This window comes from Shewanella sp. MR-4 (genome assembly GCF_000014685.1).
Taxonomy (GTDB): Bacteria; Pseudomonadota; Gammaproteobacteria; order Enterobacterales; family Shewanellaceae; genus Shewanella.
Genome location: NC_008321.1, coordinates 1,370,556 through 1,387,893, shown reverse-complemented (window position 1 = coordinate 1,387,893; position 17,338 = coordinate 1,370,556). Strand labels below are relative to the sequence as shown.

Annotated in this window: 21 protein-coding genes and 4 tRNA genes; 7 read left to right on the top strand and 18 right to left on the bottom strand. The window is 46.9% G+C overall.

The window, feature by feature from the left end; translation table 11 throughout:
* Positions 1 to 257: 257 nt before the first annotated feature.
* From SHEWMR4_RS06235 to trmB, 4 genes are all read right to left on the bottom strand, one after another.
* Positions 258 to 1,079: a YggN family protein gene (locus SHEWMR4_RS06235; protein ID WP_011621972.1), complete on the bottom strand. Its 822-nt coding sequence runs from the start codon at positions 1,077 to 1,079 to the stop codon at positions 258 to 260.
* A 178-nt stretch (positions 1,080 to 1,257) separates the two neighbouring features.
* Positions 1,258 to 2,172 (bottom strand): glutaminase B, encoded by a 915-nt coding sequence (gene glsB / locus SHEWMR4_RS06230; RefSeq protein WP_011621971.1) that lies wholly within the window; start codon positions 2,170 to 2,172, stop codon positions 1,258 to 1,260.
* Positions 2,172 to 2,498 carry a YggL family protein gene (locus SHEWMR4_RS06225; protein ID WP_011621970.1) on the bottom strand — a complete coding sequence of 109 codons (327 nt, stop codon included), beginning with the start codon at positions 2,496 to 2,498 and terminating at the stop codon, positions 2,172 to 2,174. The genes glsB and SHEWMR4_RS06225 overlap by 1 nt, the downstream gene beginning before the upstream one ends.
* Before the next feature lie 45 nt (positions 2,499 to 2,543).
* Positions 2,544 to 3,260, bottom strand: a complete 717-nt coding sequence (gene trmB / locus SHEWMR4_RS06220) for a tRNA (guanosine(46)-N7)-methyltransferase TrmB (RefSeq protein ID WP_011621969.1) — start codon at positions 3,258 to 3,260, stop codon at positions 2,544 to 2,546.
* Positions 3,261 to 3,439: 179 nt separating this feature from the next.
* Here trmB and mutY point away from each other — a divergent pair, with 179 nt between their 5' ends.
* Both mutY and SHEWMR4_RS06210 read left to right on the top strand, forming a co-directional pair.
* Positions 3,440 to 4,558 carry an A/G-specific adenine glycosylase gene (gene mutY, locus SHEWMR4_RS06215; protein ID WP_011621968.1) on the top strand — a complete coding sequence of 373 codons (1,119 nt, stop codon included), beginning with the start codon at positions 3,440 to 3,442 and terminating at the stop codon, positions 4,556 to 4,558.
* 9 nt (positions 4,559 to 4,567) lie between these two features.
* Positions 4,568 to 4,846, top strand: a complete 279-nt coding sequence (locus SHEWMR4_RS06210) for an oxidative damage protection protein (protein WP_011621967.1) — start codon at positions 4,568 to 4,570, stop codon at positions 4,844 to 4,846.
* Between the two features lie 83 nt (positions 4,847 to 4,929).
* On the opposite strand, the gene SHEWMR4_RS06205 is transcribed toward SHEWMR4_RS06210, so the two are convergent.
* Positions 4,930 to 5,505 (bottom strand): YceI family protein, encoded by a 576-nt coding sequence (locus SHEWMR4_RS06205; RefSeq protein WP_011621966.1) that lies wholly within the window; start codon positions 5,503 to 5,505, stop codon positions 4,930 to 4,932.
* A 4-nt stretch (positions 5,506 to 5,509) separates the two neighbouring features.
* The gene (locus tag SHEWMR4_RS06200; RefSeq protein WP_011621965.1) at positions 5,510 to 6,061 is read right to left on the bottom strand and encodes a cytochrome b; all 552 of its coding nucleotides are present in this window, start codon (positions 6,059 to 6,061) and stop codon (positions 5,510 to 5,512) included.
* Between the two features lie 388 nt (positions 6,062 to 6,449).
* On the opposite strand from SHEWMR4_RS06200, the gene SHEWMR4_RS06195 reads away from it, so the two are divergent.
* The 4 genes from SHEWMR4_RS06195 to SHEWMR4_RS06180 all read left to right on the top strand — a co-directional run bounded on the left by SHEWMR4_RS06195 (position 6,450) and on the right by SHEWMR4_RS06180 (position 7,222).
* Positions 6,450 to 6,525, top strand: a tRNA-Phe gene (locus tag SHEWMR4_RS06195).
* Positions 6,526 to 6,531: 6 nt separating this feature from the next.
* Positions 6,532 to 6,607, top strand: a tRNA-Thr gene (locus SHEWMR4_RS06190).
* 457 nt (positions 6,608 to 7,064) lie between these two features.
* A tRNA-Phe gene (locus tag SHEWMR4_RS06185) sits at positions 7,065 to 7,140 on the top strand.
* 6 nt (positions 7,141 to 7,146) lie between these two features.
* A tRNA-Thr gene (locus tag SHEWMR4_RS06180) sits at positions 7,147 to 7,222 on the top strand.
* A 161-nt stretch (positions 7,223 to 7,383) separates the two neighbouring features.
* Here the strand turns inward: SHEWMR4_RS06180 and SHEWMR4_RS06175 are convergent.
* Positions 7,384 to 7,569, bottom strand: a complete 186-nt coding sequence (locus SHEWMR4_RS06175; RefSeq protein WP_011621964.1) for a hypothetical protein — start codon at positions 7,567 to 7,569, stop codon at positions 7,384 to 7,386.
* Positions 7,570 to 7,722: 153 nt separating this feature from the next.
* On the opposite strand from SHEWMR4_RS06175, the gene SHEWMR4_RS06170 reads away from it, so the two are divergent.
* Complete coding sequence (locus tag SHEWMR4_RS06170; protein ID WP_011621963.1) at positions 7,723 to 8,067, top strand: DUF3634 family protein; 345 nt, start codon at positions 7,723 to 7,725, stop codon at positions 8,065 to 8,067.
* 106 nt (positions 8,068 to 8,173) lie between these two features.
* Here the strand turns inward: SHEWMR4_RS06170 and SHEWMR4_RS06165 are convergent, their stop codons facing one another.
* From SHEWMR4_RS06165 to SHEWMR4_RS06115, 11 genes are all read right to left on the bottom strand, one after another.
* Positions 8,174 to 8,395, bottom strand: a complete 222-nt coding sequence (locus SHEWMR4_RS06165) for a hypothetical protein (RefSeq protein ID WP_011621962.1) — start codon at positions 8,393 to 8,395, stop codon at positions 8,174 to 8,176.
* 64 nt (positions 8,396 to 8,459) lie between these two features.
* Positions 8,460 to 9,008 (bottom strand): DUF3833 domain-containing protein, encoded by a 549-nt coding sequence (locus tag SHEWMR4_RS06160; protein WP_011621961.1) that lies wholly within the window; start codon positions 9,006 to 9,008, stop codon positions 8,460 to 8,462.
* Positions 8,996 to 9,568, bottom strand: coding sequence for a chalcone isomerase family protein (locus SHEWMR4_RS06155; RefSeq protein WP_011621960.1), 573 nt, complete (start codon positions 9,566 to 9,568; stop codon positions 8,996 to 8,998). The genes SHEWMR4_RS06160 and SHEWMR4_RS06155 overlap by 13 nt, the downstream gene beginning before the upstream one ends.
* Positions 9,569 to 9,622: 54 nt before the next feature.
* Complete coding sequence (locus SHEWMR4_RS06150; protein WP_227499230.1) at positions 9,623 to 10,159, bottom strand: DUF2878 domain-containing protein; 537 nt, start codon at positions 10,157 to 10,159, stop codon at positions 9,623 to 9,625.
* 21 nt (positions 10,160 to 10,180) lie between these two features.
* Positions 10,181 to 11,437 carry an SAM-dependent methyltransferase gene (locus SHEWMR4_RS06145; RefSeq protein ID WP_011621958.1) on the bottom strand — a complete coding sequence of 419 codons (1,257 nt, stop codon included), beginning with the start codon at positions 11,435 to 11,437 and terminating at the stop codon, positions 10,181 to 10,183.
* A gap of 1 nt (position 11,438) precedes the next feature.
* A complete protein-coding gene (locus SHEWMR4_RS06140) occupies positions 11,439 to 12,230 on the bottom strand; it encodes a DUF1365 domain-containing protein (RefSeq protein ID WP_011621957.1) in 792 nt (263 codons plus the stop codon).
* Positions 12,227 to 13,477, bottom strand: a complete 1,251-nt coding sequence (locus SHEWMR4_RS06135) for an NAD(P)/FAD-dependent oxidoreductase (RefSeq protein WP_011621956.1) — start codon at positions 13,475 to 13,477, stop codon at positions 12,227 to 12,229. The genes SHEWMR4_RS06140 and SHEWMR4_RS06135 overlap by 4 nt, the downstream gene beginning before the upstream one ends.
* Positions 13,474 to 14,274 carry an SDR family NAD(P)-dependent oxidoreductase gene (locus SHEWMR4_RS06130; protein ID WP_011621955.1) on the bottom strand — a complete coding sequence of 267 codons (801 nt, stop codon included), beginning with the start codon at positions 14,272 to 14,274 and terminating at the stop codon, positions 13,474 to 13,476. The genes SHEWMR4_RS06135 and SHEWMR4_RS06130 overlap by 4 nt, the downstream gene beginning before the upstream one ends.
* The gene (locus tag SHEWMR4_RS06125; protein WP_011621954.1) at positions 14,274 to 14,720 is read right to left on the bottom strand and encodes a nuclear transport factor 2 family protein; all 447 of its coding nucleotides are present in this window, start codon (positions 14,718 to 14,720) and stop codon (positions 14,274 to 14,276) included. The genes SHEWMR4_RS06130 and SHEWMR4_RS06125 overlap by 1 nt, the downstream gene beginning before the upstream one ends.
* Positions 14,721 to 14,765: 45 nt before the next feature.
* Positions 14,766 to 16,247, bottom strand: coding sequence for a deoxyribodipyrimidine photo-lyase (gene phrB / locus SHEWMR4_RS06120; RefSeq protein WP_011621953.1), 1,482 nt, complete (start codon positions 16,245 to 16,247; stop codon positions 14,766 to 14,768).
* Positions 16,240 to 17,325, bottom strand: a complete 1,086-nt coding sequence (locus SHEWMR4_RS06115; protein ID WP_011621952.1) for a MerR family transcriptional regulator — start codon at positions 17,323 to 17,325, stop codon at positions 16,240 to 16,242. Before SHEWMR4_RS06115 ends, phrB begins: the two co-directional genes overlap by 8 nt.
* Positions 17,326 to 17,338: the final 13 nt, after the last annotated feature.

The window sequence follows — 17,338 nt, the reverse complement described above, 5'->3', positions numbered from 1 at the left end:
TATCTGACTGAATTGCCAGCTTTTCATTATATTTTAAGAGTATACCAAACATTAGTCTTTAGAATGTAATATTCCATAGTAAATAGCCGCAAGCAATCAGATTAATATCATTCCGCTTGGCTAAAATGAATCAAGAAAAAGCCCCAGACACTTAACGTACTGGGGCTTTTTCATTTATATCACTGTATTTATGGTGTCAGTTAGGTCGACATTACCTGACTCCAACTAGTGTAGGTTTTAAACTACTCTGCAGATCACTATTCACGTAATTCATGGTGAGTGTTTTGAGTCAACACATAGGGGGCTAACTCTGGCACTTCTTTACGCAGTTGATTCTCAAGCACCAGCAGGTTTTCAAAACGGTCACATAAACGGTCGGCTTTCGCTTCAATCCCCTTAGATTGGGATTCAATTTGCTGCTCAATATCATCGCCTAATCTATCCATTTTTTGTGAGAATGCGTCCATCTTAGCTTCGAAGGACTCACCGTCGCCCGCAAGGATTTGGCTGCCGATATTCATCATCAAGGTGCCAATGGAGTTTTGTACGATTTGCTCCATTTCCTTATCAAATTCGTCGTTAAAGGTGTTTTGCATCGACTCTTCGGTCGCACCAAGGTAAAAACTATCGCCCTGCTTGTAGGCTACAGTATCAACACGCTTCTGCACGCCCGCCATCATCTCATCAAACTTAGCGCCAGCCGCATCGCCCATCAGTGGTGTTAATGCCATACTTACAGCTTGAGAGGCCAGTGCAACCGCTTCGTTGACTAATTCAATGACCTCAGGAACCTGAGTCGACACCTCATCGGCATACTGGCTAACCAGCTTTTTCTGTTTGTCGGTTAAGGTTACCTGCTTGCCTTCAACGTATAACTTGTCGACCTCGATGCGATACTTCTCGGTGCCCTTCTCGCTCATCACTAATTTTTTCGGTTCGACTCTCACATCATAGTTAAGAGAAACCTCACAACGCTCATCGATTTGCGGCTCGGTTTTCGCTTGTGCTGATTGCAAGCCAGAAGCGCTTAAAATAACACCCGATAATGCCACTCCGGTTAATAGTGTATTTATCTTCATTGTTGTTCATCCTTTAATCTGAGGAATTCGACTAAGCTAACGTGCTAAAAGATGAATAGCAGAAGATGTGCCAACTTTGTAACAACATGATTATTATGAAGTTATAAAAATTAGCACCGAGAGCAGATTAGTAAATTTCACTAATATTTAGCCTAACAGTGCTAATAAAAGAGTTAAATCAGAAGATTGAACGTCCGAGACGCTGGCTGAGATGCTCAAGCATCGCCGTCCCTGCGAGGGAGTTACCTTGATTATCTAATTCGGGTGACCAAACGCAGACCGAGAGTTCCCCGGGGATCACCGCAATAATGCCGCCGCCAACACCGCTTTTACCAGGCATACCAACACGATAGGCAAACTCACCTGCGCCGTCATATAAGCCAGAAGTTGCTAACAGGGCATTTAATTGCCGAGTCTGTACCTGCGAAATAAGCTCAGTGCCATCTAAGGTTTTACCGCGGTTGGCTAAATACAACATCGCCCGCGATAGGTCGGCGCAATTCATTTTTAAGGCGCAATAATGAAAATAAGTGCGCAGCACTGTATCGACATCGCCTTGAAAATTACCGAAGGATTTCATCAGATAAGCGATGGCCGCATTGCGAGCACTATGCTGATATTCAGAATCAGCCACTTGCTTGTCGAAACAGACTTTATCGTTTTGACTCAGCGCCCTGACCAATTCCAACATCCGATGCTTAGGCGCCCCTAAACGGCTCTGTAATAAGTCAGCGATAACTAACGCGCCAGCATTAATAAAGGGATTGCGAGGTTTACCCCGCTCGAGTTCAACTTGGACTAATGAATTGAAGGAGTGTCCCGAGGGTTCTTTGCCGACGCGGCTCCAAATTTCGGTTTCTTCATATAAAGTTAGCGCTAAGGTTAAGCTGAAAACTTTAGAAATACTTTGAATTGAAAATGGCTCAAGGTAATCGCCTGCGCCTATGGTTTCACCGTCAATCGTGGTTACGGCAATGCCCAGTTTACCAGCATCAACATTGGCGAGCGCAGGGATGTAATTAGCAACCTTTCCTTGGCCGAGCAAGGGCCGAACTTTGTCGACCACTTCCTCTAATAACGCCTGTTCTGGCATTAACTCCACCAGATATCGTACAGATCGCTAACTTCAAGTTGAGTCACTTTTTGACCCGCCCAGAAAGCCTTCACTGCAGCAACATCTTCTTCGGTGCACTTACCGATAGTTTGGGTCGCAATAATACCTTCCCACTCGATATGACCACCGCCGTGGAAACCTAACTTACGGGCTTCAATGACTTCATCGATAAACTTATCGACTGTTGCATCAATATCGGCTTCAGAGACAGATGCATCGAAGGTCCAAGTAATGTCAAAACCTAACTCTTGGAATTCATCAACGCGCATTTTCTTACGTAAACGACGGCTACGATTCTTTGCCATAGTGATTTTCCCCGTTGTGTTAAAAAATAAAAACCATAAAAGATGTTAAGCGATACGCTCAAACATCAGATCCCACACGCCATGGCCGAGGCGATGACCGCGGGCTTCAAATTTAGTCAGTGGACGATGATCTGGACGCGGCACCACGGTACCATCGGCGGATTGGTTTTTGTAACCATTGGCCGCATTCATCACTTCCAGCATATGTTCGCTGTAGTTTTCCCAGTCGGTCGCCATATGGAACACGCCGCCAATCTTCAGTTTACGGCGAATAAGCTCAGCAAACTCCGCCTGCACGATACGGCGCTTGTGGTGGCGCTTTTTATGCCACGGATCAGGGAAGAACAATTGCACGCGCGCAAGGCTGCCATCGGCGATAGCATGTTCTAACACTTCCATTGCATCATGGTGATACACGCGAAGATTAGTCACCCCAGCAGCGGCAGCGTCACTTAAGCATGAACCCACGCCAGGCTTATGGACTTCAATACCGATAAAGTTCTGTTCTGGAGCTTCTTGTGCCATTTGTACTAAAGAGGCGCCCATGCCGAAACCGATTTCCAGTACGGTATCGGCTTCGCGACCAAATACTTCGGTCAGGTTTAATGGTGTTGGGCTGTAATCTAAGCCCATTGTTGGCCACTGAGTCTCAATGGCTTGCGCTTGACCTTTAGTCAAACGACCTTCTCTTAGGACAAAGCTTCTGATCTTACGCAGATACTTGCCTTCTTCATTAAATTCAGCGGTAGTGACTTCGCTCATTTTTGCCTCGTCTCGTGGACAACACCATCTAAAAAGAAGGGCATTATCCAAAGTTCAACTTACAGTGCAAGCACTAATGGAGGCGAAGTATAACAAGATTATCCTAGAGAGCGAATCTAGGCCGATTTTTCGATGGGGTGTTACTTGTTTGCCAACCAATCTCCCGCTACACTGCGCCGATGAAATCTACAGCCACCTTTGCTACACGTATCGTTAATTGGTACGACAACCACGGTCGTAAAACCCTCCCTTGGCAGCAAGATAAAACCCCATATCGCGTATGGGTTTCAGAGATTATGCTGCAACAAACTCAGGTAGCGACTGTTATCCCCTATTACCAGCGTTTTATGGCACGTTTCCCCGATGTGTTAACCCTCGCTAACGCGCCGGATGATGAAGTACTGCATCATTGGACTGGGCTTGGTTATTACGCCAGGGCTCGCAATCTACATAAAGCCGCTAAGATGGTTCGCGATTTGTATCAAGGGCAATTTCCAACAGACTTTGAGCAAGTGTTAGCGCTGCCTGGTATTGGCCGCTCGACAGCAGGTGCAGTGTTATCCCTATCACTTGGGCAACATCATCCGATCCTCGATGGCAATGTTAAGCGCGTATTAGCAAGACATGGCGCGATTGCGGGCTGGCCCGGTCAAAAACCTGTGGAAGAACAACTCTGGCAATTAACCGAGCAGTTAACGCCAGGGCAGGATATTCAAAAATATAACCAAGCCATGATGGATATTGGTGCCAGTATTTGTACTCGCAGCAAACCCAATTGTGCCGCTTGCCCTGTGGCTATTGATTGCAAAGCTCAATTAATGGGAAGACAAACTGAGTTCCCCGGTAAAAAGCCTAAGAAAACTATCCCAGAGAAAGCCGCTTGGATGTTGGTTTTACTCAAAGATAACCAAGTCTTCTTGGCTAAGCGCCCTCCTGCCGGCATTTGGGGCGGACTCTGGTGCTTCCCCGAATTTAGTACTCAAGCCGCACTCAATGCAGAGCTTGAAACCCAAGGTTATCACGCCGCACAACTCGAACCATTAATCGGTTTTAGGCATACCTTTAGCCATTTCCATTTAGATATTCAACCCATGCTACTGAATTTGGATAGCCAAGCGAATGGCTACGACAAGCAAACCTCGGCTATGCAGAGCGTGGGCGCAGTCATGGAACAAAACCAGTCTCTCTGGTATAACATCAATCAACCTTCCAAAGTGGGACTCGCCGCCGCAACAGAGCGCGTGTTGGCCAACTTGGGATCACTCGTAGCTATTGCTAGCAACCTCGACAGTCAGTAAGGAATAATCATGGCGCGTACAGTCAATTGCGTATATTTAAACAAAGAAGCCGACGGCCTAGACTTTCAACTGTATCCAGGTGATTTAGGTAAACGTATTTTCGATAACGTCAGTAAAGAAGCTTGGGGCCTATGGCAGAAAAAGCAGACCATGCTGATCAACGAAAAGAAACTCAACATGATGAATGTTGATGATCGTAAATTTTTGGAAGAACAAATGACCTCTTTCCTCTTCGAAGGTAAAGACGTGGAAATTGAAGGCTTTGTGCCTGAAAAGGGTCAGGAATAAGCCTAAGCGCCTATCCATAAAAGCAAAAAGCGCCCAAGGGCGCTTTTTTATTCGTTGATAAATGCAGCTCAGTAACGTTAAGCTTACTTACGCACGCCTTCTACCACTAAATCTAACTCAACATTGGCAGACGCTGGGCCTAAGTCCATCTTGATACCGTAATCTTTCATCGCAAACGTGGTAGTACCGATAAAACCTGCACGGTATCCGCCCCAAGGATCTTGACCCTCACCCACGGCATGCGCTTGGATTGCCAACGGTTTAGTCACACCATTTAGCGTGAAGTTACCTGTGATAACCATATCGCCATTGCCTTTGTCTTCAACCGAGGTCGAAACGAAAGTCGCTTCAGCAAATTTAGCCGTATTTAAAAAGTCGCCACTACGAATGTGCTTATCACGCTCGGCATGGTTAGAGTCAACGCTTAAGGTGTTCACTTTAACATTCACTTTAGCTGCCGTTGGATTTTTAGCGTCGTAGCTGAAATCACCGCTGAAATCGTTAAAACGACCTACGACATAGCTATAACCTAAGTGACTTACTTTAAAGGTAATAGATGCATGAGCACCTTCGCGGTCAATTACATAATCGGCGGCAGATGCAGCCATTGGAGCCAGTAAAGACCCACCAATCAAAGCAGCTAATAGTTGTTTTTTCATTATATTATCCTCGGTTAAATTTAATCATCTTGAGTAGTGTTGAATCTTTATCGATAAAATGGTGCTTTAACGCGCCTAACGCATGCAGTAAAACCAGAGCAATCAAGCTATAGGCGGCATATTGATGAATATCCCCCGCGATATCAGCCTGATTTTCAATCAGCGGCGTTAGGCCGGGTAACTCAAACCAGTCAAACACCATAATTCCACGGCCCTCTGCCGTCGAAATCAAAATACCAGCGGCCATAATCACCAGTAATAAGAGGTAAATCGCGCCATGGGCAATGTGGGCGCTCACCTTTTCCCATGTCTGGTGATTTTGCTCAGGAGCGGGCTTTGGATTAACCAAACGCCAAACTAAACGAAACAGGGTTACCGCCAGCAGCAAAATTCCAATGCTTTTATGCCAATGTGGTGCCGTTTTGTACCAGGCACTGTAGTAGGTCAATTCCACCATCCACACACCGACGGCAAAGAGTCCTATCACCACAACCGCACTCAGCCAATGGCTGGCAATAGCAATAAGTCCATAATTCAACTTAGTATTTCTAAACATATAGCTACTCCACACCTCTGCACTTAAGTCGCACAATCAAATAATAGTCATTATCATAAAACGAAAATTAAAAACTAAAATCAGTAAAAATCGCTCATATCTTTCTAAAATTCAGATAGATTAACGCTATTATGGTGTTAACGCTGATTGTGGGGCTTAAACGGGTCACTCACGCGGCAGGAAATACAACTTTGAGGCATCAAAAAGGCTCATTCCCAACAGGTTTATAGATAAAAAACAGCCAAAGTGCACATTAAACAGTCGAACACATCATTTATCAGGAAAAAGCACTTGCAGAGGATAAACACCCTAGTTAATATAGCCGCACTTCGAACGAGGCAGCATTAAGTTGTCAGTTTAAAGTAGTCAACTAACGCTTAGTTTAGTTGCCCGAATAGCTCAGTCGGTAGAGCAGAGGATTGAAAATCCTCGTGTCCCTGGTTCGATTCCGGGTTCGGGCACCACCATTCGCCGGCATAGCTCAGTTGGTAGAGCAACTGACTTGTAATCAGTAGGTCCCGAGTTCGACTCTTGGTGCCGGCACCATAAAAAACAAAAAAGCCACTCACTGAGTGGCTTTTTTGTTTCTGGTATTTGGATGAATTCACACTCCTTCAATGTTCGATGCAAGTACATTACGACTAACCAGCTATCAATCATTTAAACAGTGCTTAAGTTCGGTTCTTGGGCATGACGTCATATAAACAAAATACTGATTAACAGCTTAGTCCTTAGCACTGTGAATATTTAAAATTCCCAGTCATCCACTGCCCTTTTACTCATTTATCCCACGACTAAATCGAATTAACCCATTGATAGTTAGGCCAAGTAAACCATTCGCATCTCTATAAAGCCTTAAATAAGGCGCTTTTTGTTTAATACTTGGCCAGTCGAATTAAAAGGGCTTGCACAGTGAAAGCGAGCACTATATGATACGCGCACTTCGAACGAATGGGGTGTTAAACACTCGGTTTGAAGTAGTTAACTAACGCTTAGTTTAGTTGCCCGAATAGCTCAGTCGGTAGAGCAGAGGATTGAAAATCCTCGTGTCCCTGGTTCGATTCCGGGTTCGGGCACCACCATTCGCCGGCATAGCTCAGTTGGTAGAGCAACTGACTTGTAATCAGTAGGTCCCGAGTTCGACTCTTGGTGCCGGCACCATAAAAACAACGAAGCCACTCAATGAGTGGCTTTTTTGTTTCCATATTTTGTATCTAGATTTTGAGTAAAAGTCACAGCATCAATAGTAGGTAGCAACTGACTTACTCTCGATAATTACAGTAGTTCCCGAGTCCGACTCTTGTATCGGTACCTTAAGTAATTTACTTGGTCGTCTCATGCACTATCGGCCTATCCCCCGCCTGCACTTGATGTTGCAAATGCCGCCAACCATGGGTCAACTCATTAAGCGGTTCTTTTCGTTCTGGAAACTGTGCAGACAGTTTATCAATAATATCAATTTGTTTTTTGCACAATAAAGACCAACGGTCAGCATTAGATAGGTACATGGCGTTTTCCTTAACTGAAGTAGTACATTTCCTGAGCAATTTAAGACTATGCCAAAATCATTCCTTTGCCAAATTAAAATTGCGTGTTAGCGCACTGTTAAAAGCAATAACTCCAGAGTATCTTTGTCCTATAAACATAAGAGAGGAGGCATTATGACAGCCACTATTTTAAAGCTCGTTTTTATCGCGATTGGTTTGTTTCTGGTTTATAAACTGATCTTTGCAGGTAAGAAGGGACTGACTATTTTTGAAATGCATTTTAAAGATGGTCGCATGACTCAACATAAAGGCAAAATCCCCGAGCGTTTCGAACGCGAATGTCGCCAGCTGGCCAAAGCGGAAAAGCTGACTTGCACTATTAGAGCAGAAAAAAACTCCGGCGTGCGTCTGCATATTTCTGCCAATGTGAATGACAACCTGCAGCAGCGGATCCGTAACCAATTTCCCTTCGAGTATTACGATAAAAAGGCGGTCGACAATAGCCGCCAAGCGGGTTAATCCTCCTAACGTTCAGCCCTTATTTTTCAGTAAGGGCTGAAAACATCGCCCTCTCGCTAGATTTGCTCGATATTGAGTTTTAAATAGGTTCTAGAATCAAGCAGCTCTAGAATTTAAACTCACTCTTTGTCTCTAGTCGTCCATCCTCACGGGCATCACGAACGCGGCGCTCATTATCATGCACCATAGGATCGCTTGCTGGTTGATTAGGGTCGACTTGCTCATCTGACTGGCCTTCAAACTGAAAATCGATATTCGAACAGGCCGTTAAAGACAGACTTACGAATACCAGCATTAACATCCAATAATTTTTCATCGACTTAGCCATGCAGGATTGAAGTGTTTTGTCAGCCTACTGTAATAAACGAAAAATTATTAGTTAGGCTATACCGTTAATGCTTTTGGATCACTAAGGTCACTTTGGCGACAGTGACGCCCCATTTAATAATATCGCTTTGATTAATAATGGTATTGTCGTTCACTAAGTACATCCAATCATCAAAGTGCACTTGGTATTCATCACCCTCGACGGGCAGTAGCATATCGTAGCGCCAACGCAGCGCACTCCCGCTCGCCTTCCCTTCCGCGGTACCGATAATATCGTCAGCCATGCCAGTGTATTTCCCTTCTCCTTGGGATTGAATGCGCCAAATGCGAGTTTGGGTTTCACCATCATCATAGATAAACCACTCTTTGATGGTGCCTTCCGCCCCCTGCCAACTCGCCTCCATAGTGACATTAAACCGACGTATCACTTTGCCACTGAAGTTCTCAACAATGCCCGATGCCTTAAGCGGGCCATTAAAGAAGCTTTCTAACACTAAGGGGGGATTAGTATCTCGATAGTCACTCACATCGACGCTGGAGCAGCTCGTCAAAAGACTGGCCATCAACAACCCTAAGACAACAGGCTTTCCCCAGTTAAGCTTTAGCAATCGCATGATTTTTCTCCTAATAATTGCGCCCTTAAGGTTGGCCTGCTGGTATTGGTCGATAACCAAATCGCCAGAAATGCTTCGGCTAATTTGGGCTCTTCTATAACGCCAAGCAGCTGACCATTGAAAAAGAACTGACTGCGCTGCGCATCGATGAGTTTGAAACTTAAATGATCGCCAGGCACAACATTAGGCCAAATTCCCTTGAGTAATTGCAGCCAATTGGCAATTTCATCCTTGGTGTAGCCTAAGTGTCGCCACTGATCTGCCGTCGCCTCTAACAGATCATTCGCCTCAATATCACGATAATATTCAATGTCTAATAACTGCGGATAAATCCCGCTCTGGTATTTACCCGTAGTAGTCATCAGTGTGGCTTTATAGACATTAAACCAGAGCCAATCCATCTCACCTCGGCCAACCTCAACCAGCCCTGAGGCCATAGTATTTTCGATGGCCGCTTGCGTGGCGCTATATCCTGCGACTGGCAGCATTAATCCACACAGAGCGCCGAGATATCGCTTTTTTAACAACATCGCTGACAAGATAGATGAATGATGAAGCATCAGATTTCTCCAGCAAGACAAGGATTAACGACGATATAAACGCGCCTAGATAGCTCATCCCATAGACCTATGGCTACGCGAGAGTTTGATGAAAAGAGGCAATGACACAGCCCAAATAATCGCGAGAAACACCGCAGAAACGCCCTCACCATAGGGAAGGCTCACGGCATAAAATGCGGCCCCAGCCAAGTAACTCAGGCTACCGAAGATTGCCCCTAAAATAGCTTGTAATACAATCGCAAACGCGCGGATAAGCTTAAGGCTATGGTGCAAACTCACCGCAAAATGCAACCAGAGACACGCCAACCAAGCGGGAAAAACCGAAAATTCAAATACACTAGCCAACGTAAGCAGGCTATCAACCGCCATACCGAGTAACCCAATCTTAAGCATTGTACTTAAGTCCCGAGGGATAGCGGCGGCGGTTTCCACTCGCGGCAGTAATATAAAATGCAGCACTAACAGAGGGATACTCAGTAACAGCGCGCGATTGCCAAACAACACGCCAGTCCACCACACACATTGAAAACTCAAGGCGTTATAGAGTATAAAGCCCTGATACTTTGAGATATTGAGTATATTTCTCGCCATAGAGGACATCTCATCACCACCTTAGTTGCCGCTCACCGCATTCGGCAAACGGTAGTCTGGGCGCACCGCAACCAAATGCACTGTGCTCGTGGTGCGCTCTAAAAAGCCTCCTTCGCAATAACTTAAGTAAAACTTCCACATGCGGATAAAGTCGTCGCCATAGCCAAGGGCTTGCACTTGCTCGATGGCGCGGTCGAAGTTGTTATGCCAGTCCCTTAAAGTCTTGGCATAATCGAGGCCCATATCATCAATCGACCACACCTGCATATCGGTGCGCTTGGCCAAGTGTCCAACCATTTGGTGCACCGAAGGTAAGCAACCGCCAGGGAAAATATATCGCTGAATAAAATCAACACCTTTGCGATAACTGTCGTAACGTTGGTCGGCGATGGTGATAGCCTGCAATAACATGCGGCCATGGGGTTTGAGTAGGGATTCGAGCTTTTTAAAGAACCCCGGCAGGTACTCATGGCCAACGGCTTCTATCATCTCGATAGACACTAGTCTGTCGTAAGTGCCACCGAGATTACGGTAATCCTCAGTCAATAAGGTGATGCTATCGCTTAAGCCTTCCCGTTCGACTCGCGCTTTCGCGTAAGCATATTGCGCATCCGAAATCGTTGTGGTCGTCACGTGCACGCCATAATGTTTAGCTGCGTAAATGGCTAAGGCGCCCCACCCCGTTCCGATTTCGAGTAAGGTCTGCCCAGGTTGTAGGTCGAGCCGCTCACAAATGGTTTTCAGTTTATGCAGCTGCGCTTGTTCCAGACTCGCTCCGCTATCGGGATAAAGAGCGCTGGAGTACAACATTTCGCGATCTAAAAACTGCTCATACAAGGCATTACCTAAGTCGTAATGGGCCAAGATATTACGTTTAGAGCCCTGCTGTGAGTTACGATTCAGCATATGTTTCATACGGTTAACCGATCCTGTCAGCCAACCAAATTTCGCCTCAATCTTATCGAGCAAGGGCAGATTGCGGGCAAACAGTTGCACCACCTTAGTGAGATCTGGGCTAGTCCAATGACCTTGGATATAGCTTTCACCGGCGCCAATGGAGCCCGAAAACATCGCTTGGCGATAGAAGCTAGGATGCTTCACCACCAGGGTGGCATGCAAATCACTGTGATGCTCACCAAAGCGATAGCTCTTGTCGCCCTCCACTAAGGTTAAACAGCCGTGGGGGAGATTTTCTAATGCTTTAAGCAGTAGCTTACGGGCCAGACTGTCAGGCAATTTTGCCGTAATAACAGAAGATTGCGATGCAGTGTTTTCCATTTTATTTCTCCACTTGGGCAGGATGTGGCACAAAAGGTACGCGCTTAAAGAACAGCTTTAACGCCTGCCAATAAATTCCGCCGAAAATTTTCAGCGTCATAAATGGAAAGCGAAACAACAAGGCGCGAAGGGATTGAGCATTGATAGCTTGGCGAGTCATCGACAGGCTGGCATTGAACAAACGCTTACCCGACTGATTAGGTAGATTCTCGATGCCAATGTTTAAACGTTCAGCGGGCGGTTCAACATGCCACTGGTAGCGCATATCGAGGTTCATAAAAGGCGAAACGTGAAACACTTTATCCGTGGTTTTAGGGGTGGATAAATCCACTAAATAACAGTGGCGTTGGTCCCACGGGGTGTTACTTACTTCAGCGAGCATATATAGAGGCTGTTGTGCTTGATAACAAAAGTAAAAATTCACTGGGCTGAAGTACACGCCAAAGTGACGGATTTGCCCAACAAACAACACTCTGTCGCAAGGCTGGTGACCGCCCAACTCAGCAACTTGCTCAAGCACCCGCTGCTTAAGGGCAAAGCTGCTTGGCTCGTTTATCTCAAGCTGCCGACTCTGGTTATCCCTTGTCGTAAAAGTACGAAGGTAATCCTTGGGATTAAATCTGAGCAGAGCGCGCCGCTGACTGGCGAAACTGCGCCCCATGGCACTGATACTATCGACCTCGTCTAAATCAATCGCCAGCAAAGCCATTTGGTAGCTAAAGTGATGTTTTACTGGCGTATAGCGACTATGGGTCACGCTGCCATAGTAAATACCGCTATTGAGCTCACTCATAGCGTAACCCCAAAGTGAGCGCACACATCTAAGGCGCTGCGGACACCGTCTTCATGGAAACCGTTGTGCCAATAGGCGCCCGCAAAATGGGTATGGTTTTGGCCCGAGATTTCTTCCCGGCGCGCCTGCGCATGTAAACTCTGCTCATTAAACACTGGGTGCGCATAATTAAAACGGCGCAGAATTTTGGCTTCGTCAATCAGCTCAGTCTGGTTAAGCGTTACGCAGAAGGTTGGCGCGTCGCTAGGTAGGCGCTGCAGAATATTCATATTGTAAGTCACAGAGGCGGGGCGTTTTTGATTGCCATCCAAACGATAATTCCAGCTGGCCCACGCCGCCTTGCGCTTAGGTAAAAGGTTGGTATCTGTATGTAAAACCACCTCATTATTTTGATACTGCAAGTCACCCAGAATCGTTTTTTCGGCCGAGCTGGCATCAGTTAACATCTTAAGCGCTTGGTCGCTATGACAAGCGAGGATCACCTCATCGAATTCCTTCCACTCACCATTCACATAGAGTTTTACGCCGTCAGCATGGCGTTCGATGGCACTCACTGGGCTGTTTAAATGCAGACTGTCTTTAAAAGGGGCAATTAAATCAGGTATATAACTGCGTGAGCCACCCTTAAGCACATACCATTGCGGTCTGTTACTGACATTTAATAAGCCATGGTGCTCAAAGAAACGGATAAAGAAACGCAGCGAAAAGGCGCGCATATCCTCGATGCTCGATGACCAAATTGCCGCGCCCATGGGCAAAATATAATGTTCGGCAAAAAAGTGAGAAAACTGCTCGCGGTCGAGAAACTCACCCAAGTTGCCAGCGGGGTAATTATCCTGCTGATAAATCGCCTTGCAGCTTTTATTAAAGCGCACAATTTCATTTAAAAAGGCCCAAAAGCGCGGATTCAGGAGGTTACGCTTTTGGGCAAACAAACTGGCAACGTTATGGCCATTGTACTCAAGCCCCGTTAGGGCGTTGTGCACACTAAAACTCATTTCGGTCGGCAAAATACTGACATTTAAACGGGCTAACAGCCGTTCAAAACGGGGATAAGTTCGGTCGTTAAACACGATAAAACCAGTGTCTATCGCATAGTGTTTACCAAGATGCTCCACATCCACGGTCGCGGTATGGCCGCCTATATAGTCATTGGCCTCAAACACAGTAACCTTGTGGGATTGGCTGAGTAGATAGCCACAGGTCAGCCCTGAAATTCCCGTCCCTACAATGGCAATATTTTTCATCGTCCTGCATCCTTAAGCGCCCTTGGCTGGTTATCCCGTTGGATCATTTTTTGCCAAACCAAGGCTGGTAGAAATGACATCAATTTCAATAAATAAGTAAATCGTTTGGGGAAATGGATCTCGGTTACGCCGCGCGAGAGCCCACGGCGAATTGCCGTTGACGCCGCCTTTACATCGACTTGCATCGGCATGGCAAAATCATTCTTGGCTGTTAGAGGCGTCGCCACAAATCCTGGGCAAATCACACTCACAGAGATCCCGTGTTGAGCAAGATCGAGCCTCAGGCTAGCGGCTAAGTACTGCACGCCCGCCTTAGAAGCGCCATAGGCCTCCGCACGGGGAAAGGCTAAATACGTTGCGCTCGAACTCATCAGTGCCAAGCGCGCGCCTCTTGGCATTAAAGGTAAAAACGCGCCGAGACAGTAGCCCATGGCTATCAGATTGGTGTGCACGACACGCTCAAACAATCTGTCGTCGAAGTGTTTAGCGTCATCGATATACTCGCAGCCACCCGCATTAAGGACTACTAAATCCAGCTGACAGGCGCACTGAGCCAGTAAATCTTTGATACGGAGAGCATTCTCTTGGACTTGGCTGCGCTCATTAATATCAAAGCTGATGCAAGTCGCCCCAATCAGCACGGTTTCGGCAAGTGCATCGAGCTTGGCTTTATCTCGGCCGCAGGCAATCACATGCCAACCAGCGGCGAGATAATCCTTGGCTAATTGCAGCCCAATCCCCGAGCTTGCCCCTGTGATCAGCACAGTGTTGATTTTGTGGATCTGTACCGAGGTCATCACTTTGCCGCCCTGTCTTTAAGCAGGCGAATGAGACCGCCCATGCAAGGCAAATGCTCATACAGCATTTGCCCTAAGTCGAAATAATCCCGGTGAAAGTAAATCAGCTGATGAAACTTAAGCTGGCTCATGCCATCAACCCGGATAAGTTCGCCCTTGTTTAATTTAGGATGGCAATATTGCATCTGCCAGAATAGCGAAGCTTGGGAGTCATCTTGCAATACTTCTTTGATTTCAAAGTGAATGTAGCCAACGTTTTTGTAGAGTTTGGCAAAATACTCAGTCAAGGCAGTTAAACCATTCACTTGATGCATAGGATCGATAAAACAAATATTGTCATCGTAGACCTGAGCCAGCAGATGCAGATTGTCCTTGTTTAATGCTTGATAGAGCGCGATAAACTCATCAACCACACCGCTCTGTTCAATCTTCGCTTGGTTTATCATCCAGATAACTCCCTAAGGGATAAGTTGTAAGGTTGAGCCTATGGCCTAGGCCTTTTTCAGCACCCCAAGTACCGCTAGCGCCCTCGCCCTTGCCGCATTGTGCTCCACAATTGCATAGGGATAAGCCGAGTCAGACTCCAGCGTTGGCACCTCAAATAACGAAGGCGTTTTTTGCATATTGGGTTGGTGCAAACGCTTGATTCCCCAAGATGCCAGCTCTGGTAAGTACTTACGGATAAAGCTGCCATCTGGATCAAACTTTTCGCTCTGGCTGATAGGATTAAAAATGCGGAAATAAGGCTGGGCATCGCAGCCACAGCCCGCCGACCATTGCCAGCCACCGTTATTAGCCGCCAGATCGCCGTCGATAAGATGCTGCCGGAAGTAACGTTCACCCCAGCGCCAATCGATAAGCAAGTGTTTGGTTAAAAAGCTCGCCACCACCATGCGCAGTCGATTGTGCATCCAGCCAGTTTGATTAAGCTGGCGCATTGCCGCATCTACAATCGGGTAACCCGTTTTGCCCTCGCACCATGCCAAAAACTCAGCTTGGTTGTTGCGCCACTGCACATGGTCGGCCTGACGATTAAAGTTATGCCCCTTGGATAAATCTGGAAAAGCCACTAACAAATGGCGATAAAACTCCCGCCAGATCAGCTCATTCAACCAGGTTCGCCCAGGGCTAGTATCATCGACAATTACCTCGGGAAAACGCCCAAGCAGCGCCGCAATACATTGCCTTGGACTCAGCACACCCAGCGCCAAATAAGGGGAGATAACACTGGTACCCTCGAGAGCAGGAAAGTCCCTATCCTGTTTATAGTCTTGGGCTTTTTGCTGAATAAATGCGGTAAGAATACGTTTTGCCTGCCCCTCTCCCGCCGCCCATTGCTCGCTAGAGGTTAGCTTGCTAGTGAATGGGAAACGTTCTTTAAAACTGATTGGCTTTGGTTCAGGTAACATAGGGCCAAGCGGCGCAGGTACAGCAAGCGGCAAAATGGCGCGCTTGGCGGCAACTTCTCGCCACTTGCGGCTAAAGGGCGTGAACACCTTATACATATCACCGCTTAAGTTAAGCACTGTGCCCGGCGGTAATAGGCAATGCTCGTCGCTGAGCACCAAGGGAATACCCACATCGAGACAGGCTTGGTCGCGCTTTTGCTCGTTGATTTCGGGTTCTCGCCCCGCGAACACCCGCTCAACTCCAAGCTTTTCACAGTAACTCGCTAAAAAGGCGGGCACTTCTTTAAAGCTATCAAGTTGAATAAGCTCAAATTCAATCCCTAGGCTTGCGAGTCCTTGAGCGAGCAAATTCACATGCCGCTGGATAAAATCAATCTGGATCGGCGCCATATCGTGGCTGAGCCATTGGCTCGGAGTCGCAATATAAATCGCCCTGAGTTTTGCGCCAGGCACTTGCCGCACCCAATCACAGGCTGCCGTCAGTGCTTGGTTATCCGTTAGGCGCAGATCCTGGCGAAACCACATCAACGTGTGCTTTGCCGCTTGGGGTTGATTATCACTCATCGGCTTGCCCTCCTTGCTCCGCTTCGGCCGCGTTTTTGTTCTTACGTAGCTGTTTCTTCTGTTGCTCTTTTGCCGCCGAAACTTGGCTAACCCATTCAGCCAAGTCTGGCGCCATAAACGCTGATAAGGCCGTGAGAGTCAGTGCAAAGGGGCCGATGAGATAACAGGAAAGTGGCATTTGCTCGAGCAAGCTTTGCAGCTCGAAGATTTTCGATGGTGGATGATTCGCCTCAGGCACTAGCAAGAGTGCATCTACCTTGAGTCGATTATTGATAAGCCCAAGACTTGTGGTGTCGAGTACGCCAAGATGAATGACTGACACTCTTAACTCGGCAAGCTCTAAGCGTAAAACCAGACTATACAAGCGATTAGTCATACTCAAGTTGCTTATGCTTGAGTTGCTTGTGCTTGAGTTGCTTGCGCTCGAGTGAATCATGTTCGAATGACCCGCGTGCAGCTCTGCCGTTTTTTGCCCTTGGATAGATGGCAAACACACGACACCGATTTGCGCCAAACTGGCCTGCCCGGCAAAACTGGCGCGCCCTCCGATGCGACTGGCTAACTCACTTTCTAGCCATGCAAGCAACAGCTCGGCATCTAAACGAGGCTCAAGCAAAGCAGGTAACTGCGCCATCCAAGCCAGCAACAATTTTTGTTTCACTAATTGAAAGGGATATAAGCCAAGGGCTTCATCAAGGATTTGGTGCAGCTTTGATTGATCCAGTTCAAACAGCGCACTATTTAAAGCTGTGATCTGCTCCTGCCACAAATCCCCCTCTTGCAGTGTAGTATGGTCATCCTCGGTCGCACGAGCTGAACTCATCAGTAACGGTTTGACCTTACTGATGGCGACCCCCTTGGCTAACCATGCATTGATCTCATGGATTTGTTGAATATTTTCAGGTGTGTATAACCTATGGCCCTTAGGCGTACGTGCAGGGATCACCAGCCCAAAGCGCCGTTGCCATGCTCTTAGTGTTACCGCGTTAACCCCTGTGAGTAGCGACACTTCCCCTATCGGGAGCAGCTCGCGACTCTCGAGGTTTTCGGCCTCAATCTTTGAATCATGTTGTTTCATGTCAATCACTTAA

Bases quoted from the DNA above. Each gene is read 5' to 3' on its own strand.
- SHEWMR4_RS06235 (WP_011621972.1), bottom strand. From the start codon at position 1,079: ATGAAGATAAATACACTATTAACCGGAGTGGCATTATCGGGTGTTATT.
- glsB (WP_011621971.1), bottom strand. From the start codon at position 2,172: ATGCCAGAACAGGCGTTATTAGAGGAAGTGGTCGACAAAGTTCGGCCC.
- SHEWMR4_RS06225 (WP_011621970.1), bottom strand. From the start codon at position 2,498: ATGGCAAAGAATCGTAGCCGTCGTTTACGTAAGAAAATGCGCGTTGAT.
- trmB (WP_011621969.1), bottom strand. From the start codon at position 3,260: ATGAGCGAAGTCACTACCGCTGAATTTAATGAAGAAGGCAAGTATCTG.
- mutY (WP_011621968.1), top strand. From the start codon at position 3,440: ATGAAATCTACAGCCACCTTTGCTACACGTATCGTTAATTGGTACGAC.
- SHEWMR4_RS06210 (WP_011621967.1), top strand. From the start codon at position 4,568: ATGGCGCGTACAGTCAATTGCGTATATTTAAACAAAGAAGCCGACGGC.
- SHEWMR4_RS06205 (WP_011621966.1), bottom strand. From the start codon at position 5,505: ATGAAAAAACAACTATTAGCTGCTTTGATTGGTGGGTCTTTACTGGCT.
- SHEWMR4_RS06200 (WP_011621965.1), bottom strand. From the start codon at position 6,061: ATGTTTAGAAATACTAAGTTGAATTATGGACTTATTGCTATTGCCAGC.
- SHEWMR4_RS06175 (WP_011621964.1), bottom strand. From the start codon at position 7,569: ATGTACCTATCTAATGCTGACCGTTGGTCTTTATTGTGCAAAAAACAA.
- SHEWMR4_RS06170 (WP_011621963.1), top strand. From the start codon at position 7,723: ATGACAGCCACTATTTTAAAGCTCGTTTTTATCGCGATTGGTTTGTTT.
- SHEWMR4_RS06165 (WP_011621962.1), bottom strand. From the start codon at position 8,395: ATGGCTAAGTCGATGAAAAATTATTGGATGTTAATGCTGGTATTCGTA.
- SHEWMR4_RS06160 (WP_011621961.1), bottom strand. From the start codon at position 9,008: ATGCGATTGCTAAAGCTTAACTGGGGAAAGCCTGTTGTCTTAGGGTTG.
- SHEWMR4_RS06155 (WP_011621960.1), bottom strand. From the start codon at position 9,568: ATGCTTCATCATTCATCTATCTTGTCAGCGATGTTGTTAAAAAAGCGA.
- SHEWMR4_RS06150 (WP_227499230.1), bottom strand. From the start codon at position 10,159: ATGGCGAGAAATATACTCAATATCTCAAAGTATCAGGGCTTTATACTC.
- SHEWMR4_RS06145 (WP_011621958.1), bottom strand. From the start codon at position 11,437: ATGGAAAACACTGCATCGCAATCTTCTGTTATTACGGCAAAATTGCCT.
- SHEWMR4_RS06140 (WP_011621957.1), bottom strand. From the start codon at position 12,230: ATGAGTGAGCTCAATAGCGGTATTTACTATGGCAGCGTGACCCATAGT.
- SHEWMR4_RS06135 (WP_011621956.1), bottom strand. From the start codon at position 13,477: ATGAAAAATATTGCCATTGTAGGGACGGGAATTTCAGGGCTGACCTGT.
- SHEWMR4_RS06130 (WP_011621955.1), bottom strand. From the start codon at position 14,274: ATGACCTCGGTACAGATCCACAAAATCAACACTGTGCTGATCACAGGG.
- SHEWMR4_RS06125 (WP_011621954.1), bottom strand. From the start codon at position 14,720: ATGATAAACCAAGCGAAGATTGAACAGAGCGGTGTGGTTGATGAGTTT.
- phrB (WP_011621953.1), bottom strand. From the start codon at position 16,247: ATGAGTGATAATCAACCCCAAGCGGCAAAGCACACGTTGATGTGGTTT.
- SHEWMR4_RS06115 (WP_011621952.1), bottom strand. From the start codon at position 17,325: ATGAAACAACATGATTCAAAGATTGAGGCCGAAAACCTCGAGAGTCGC.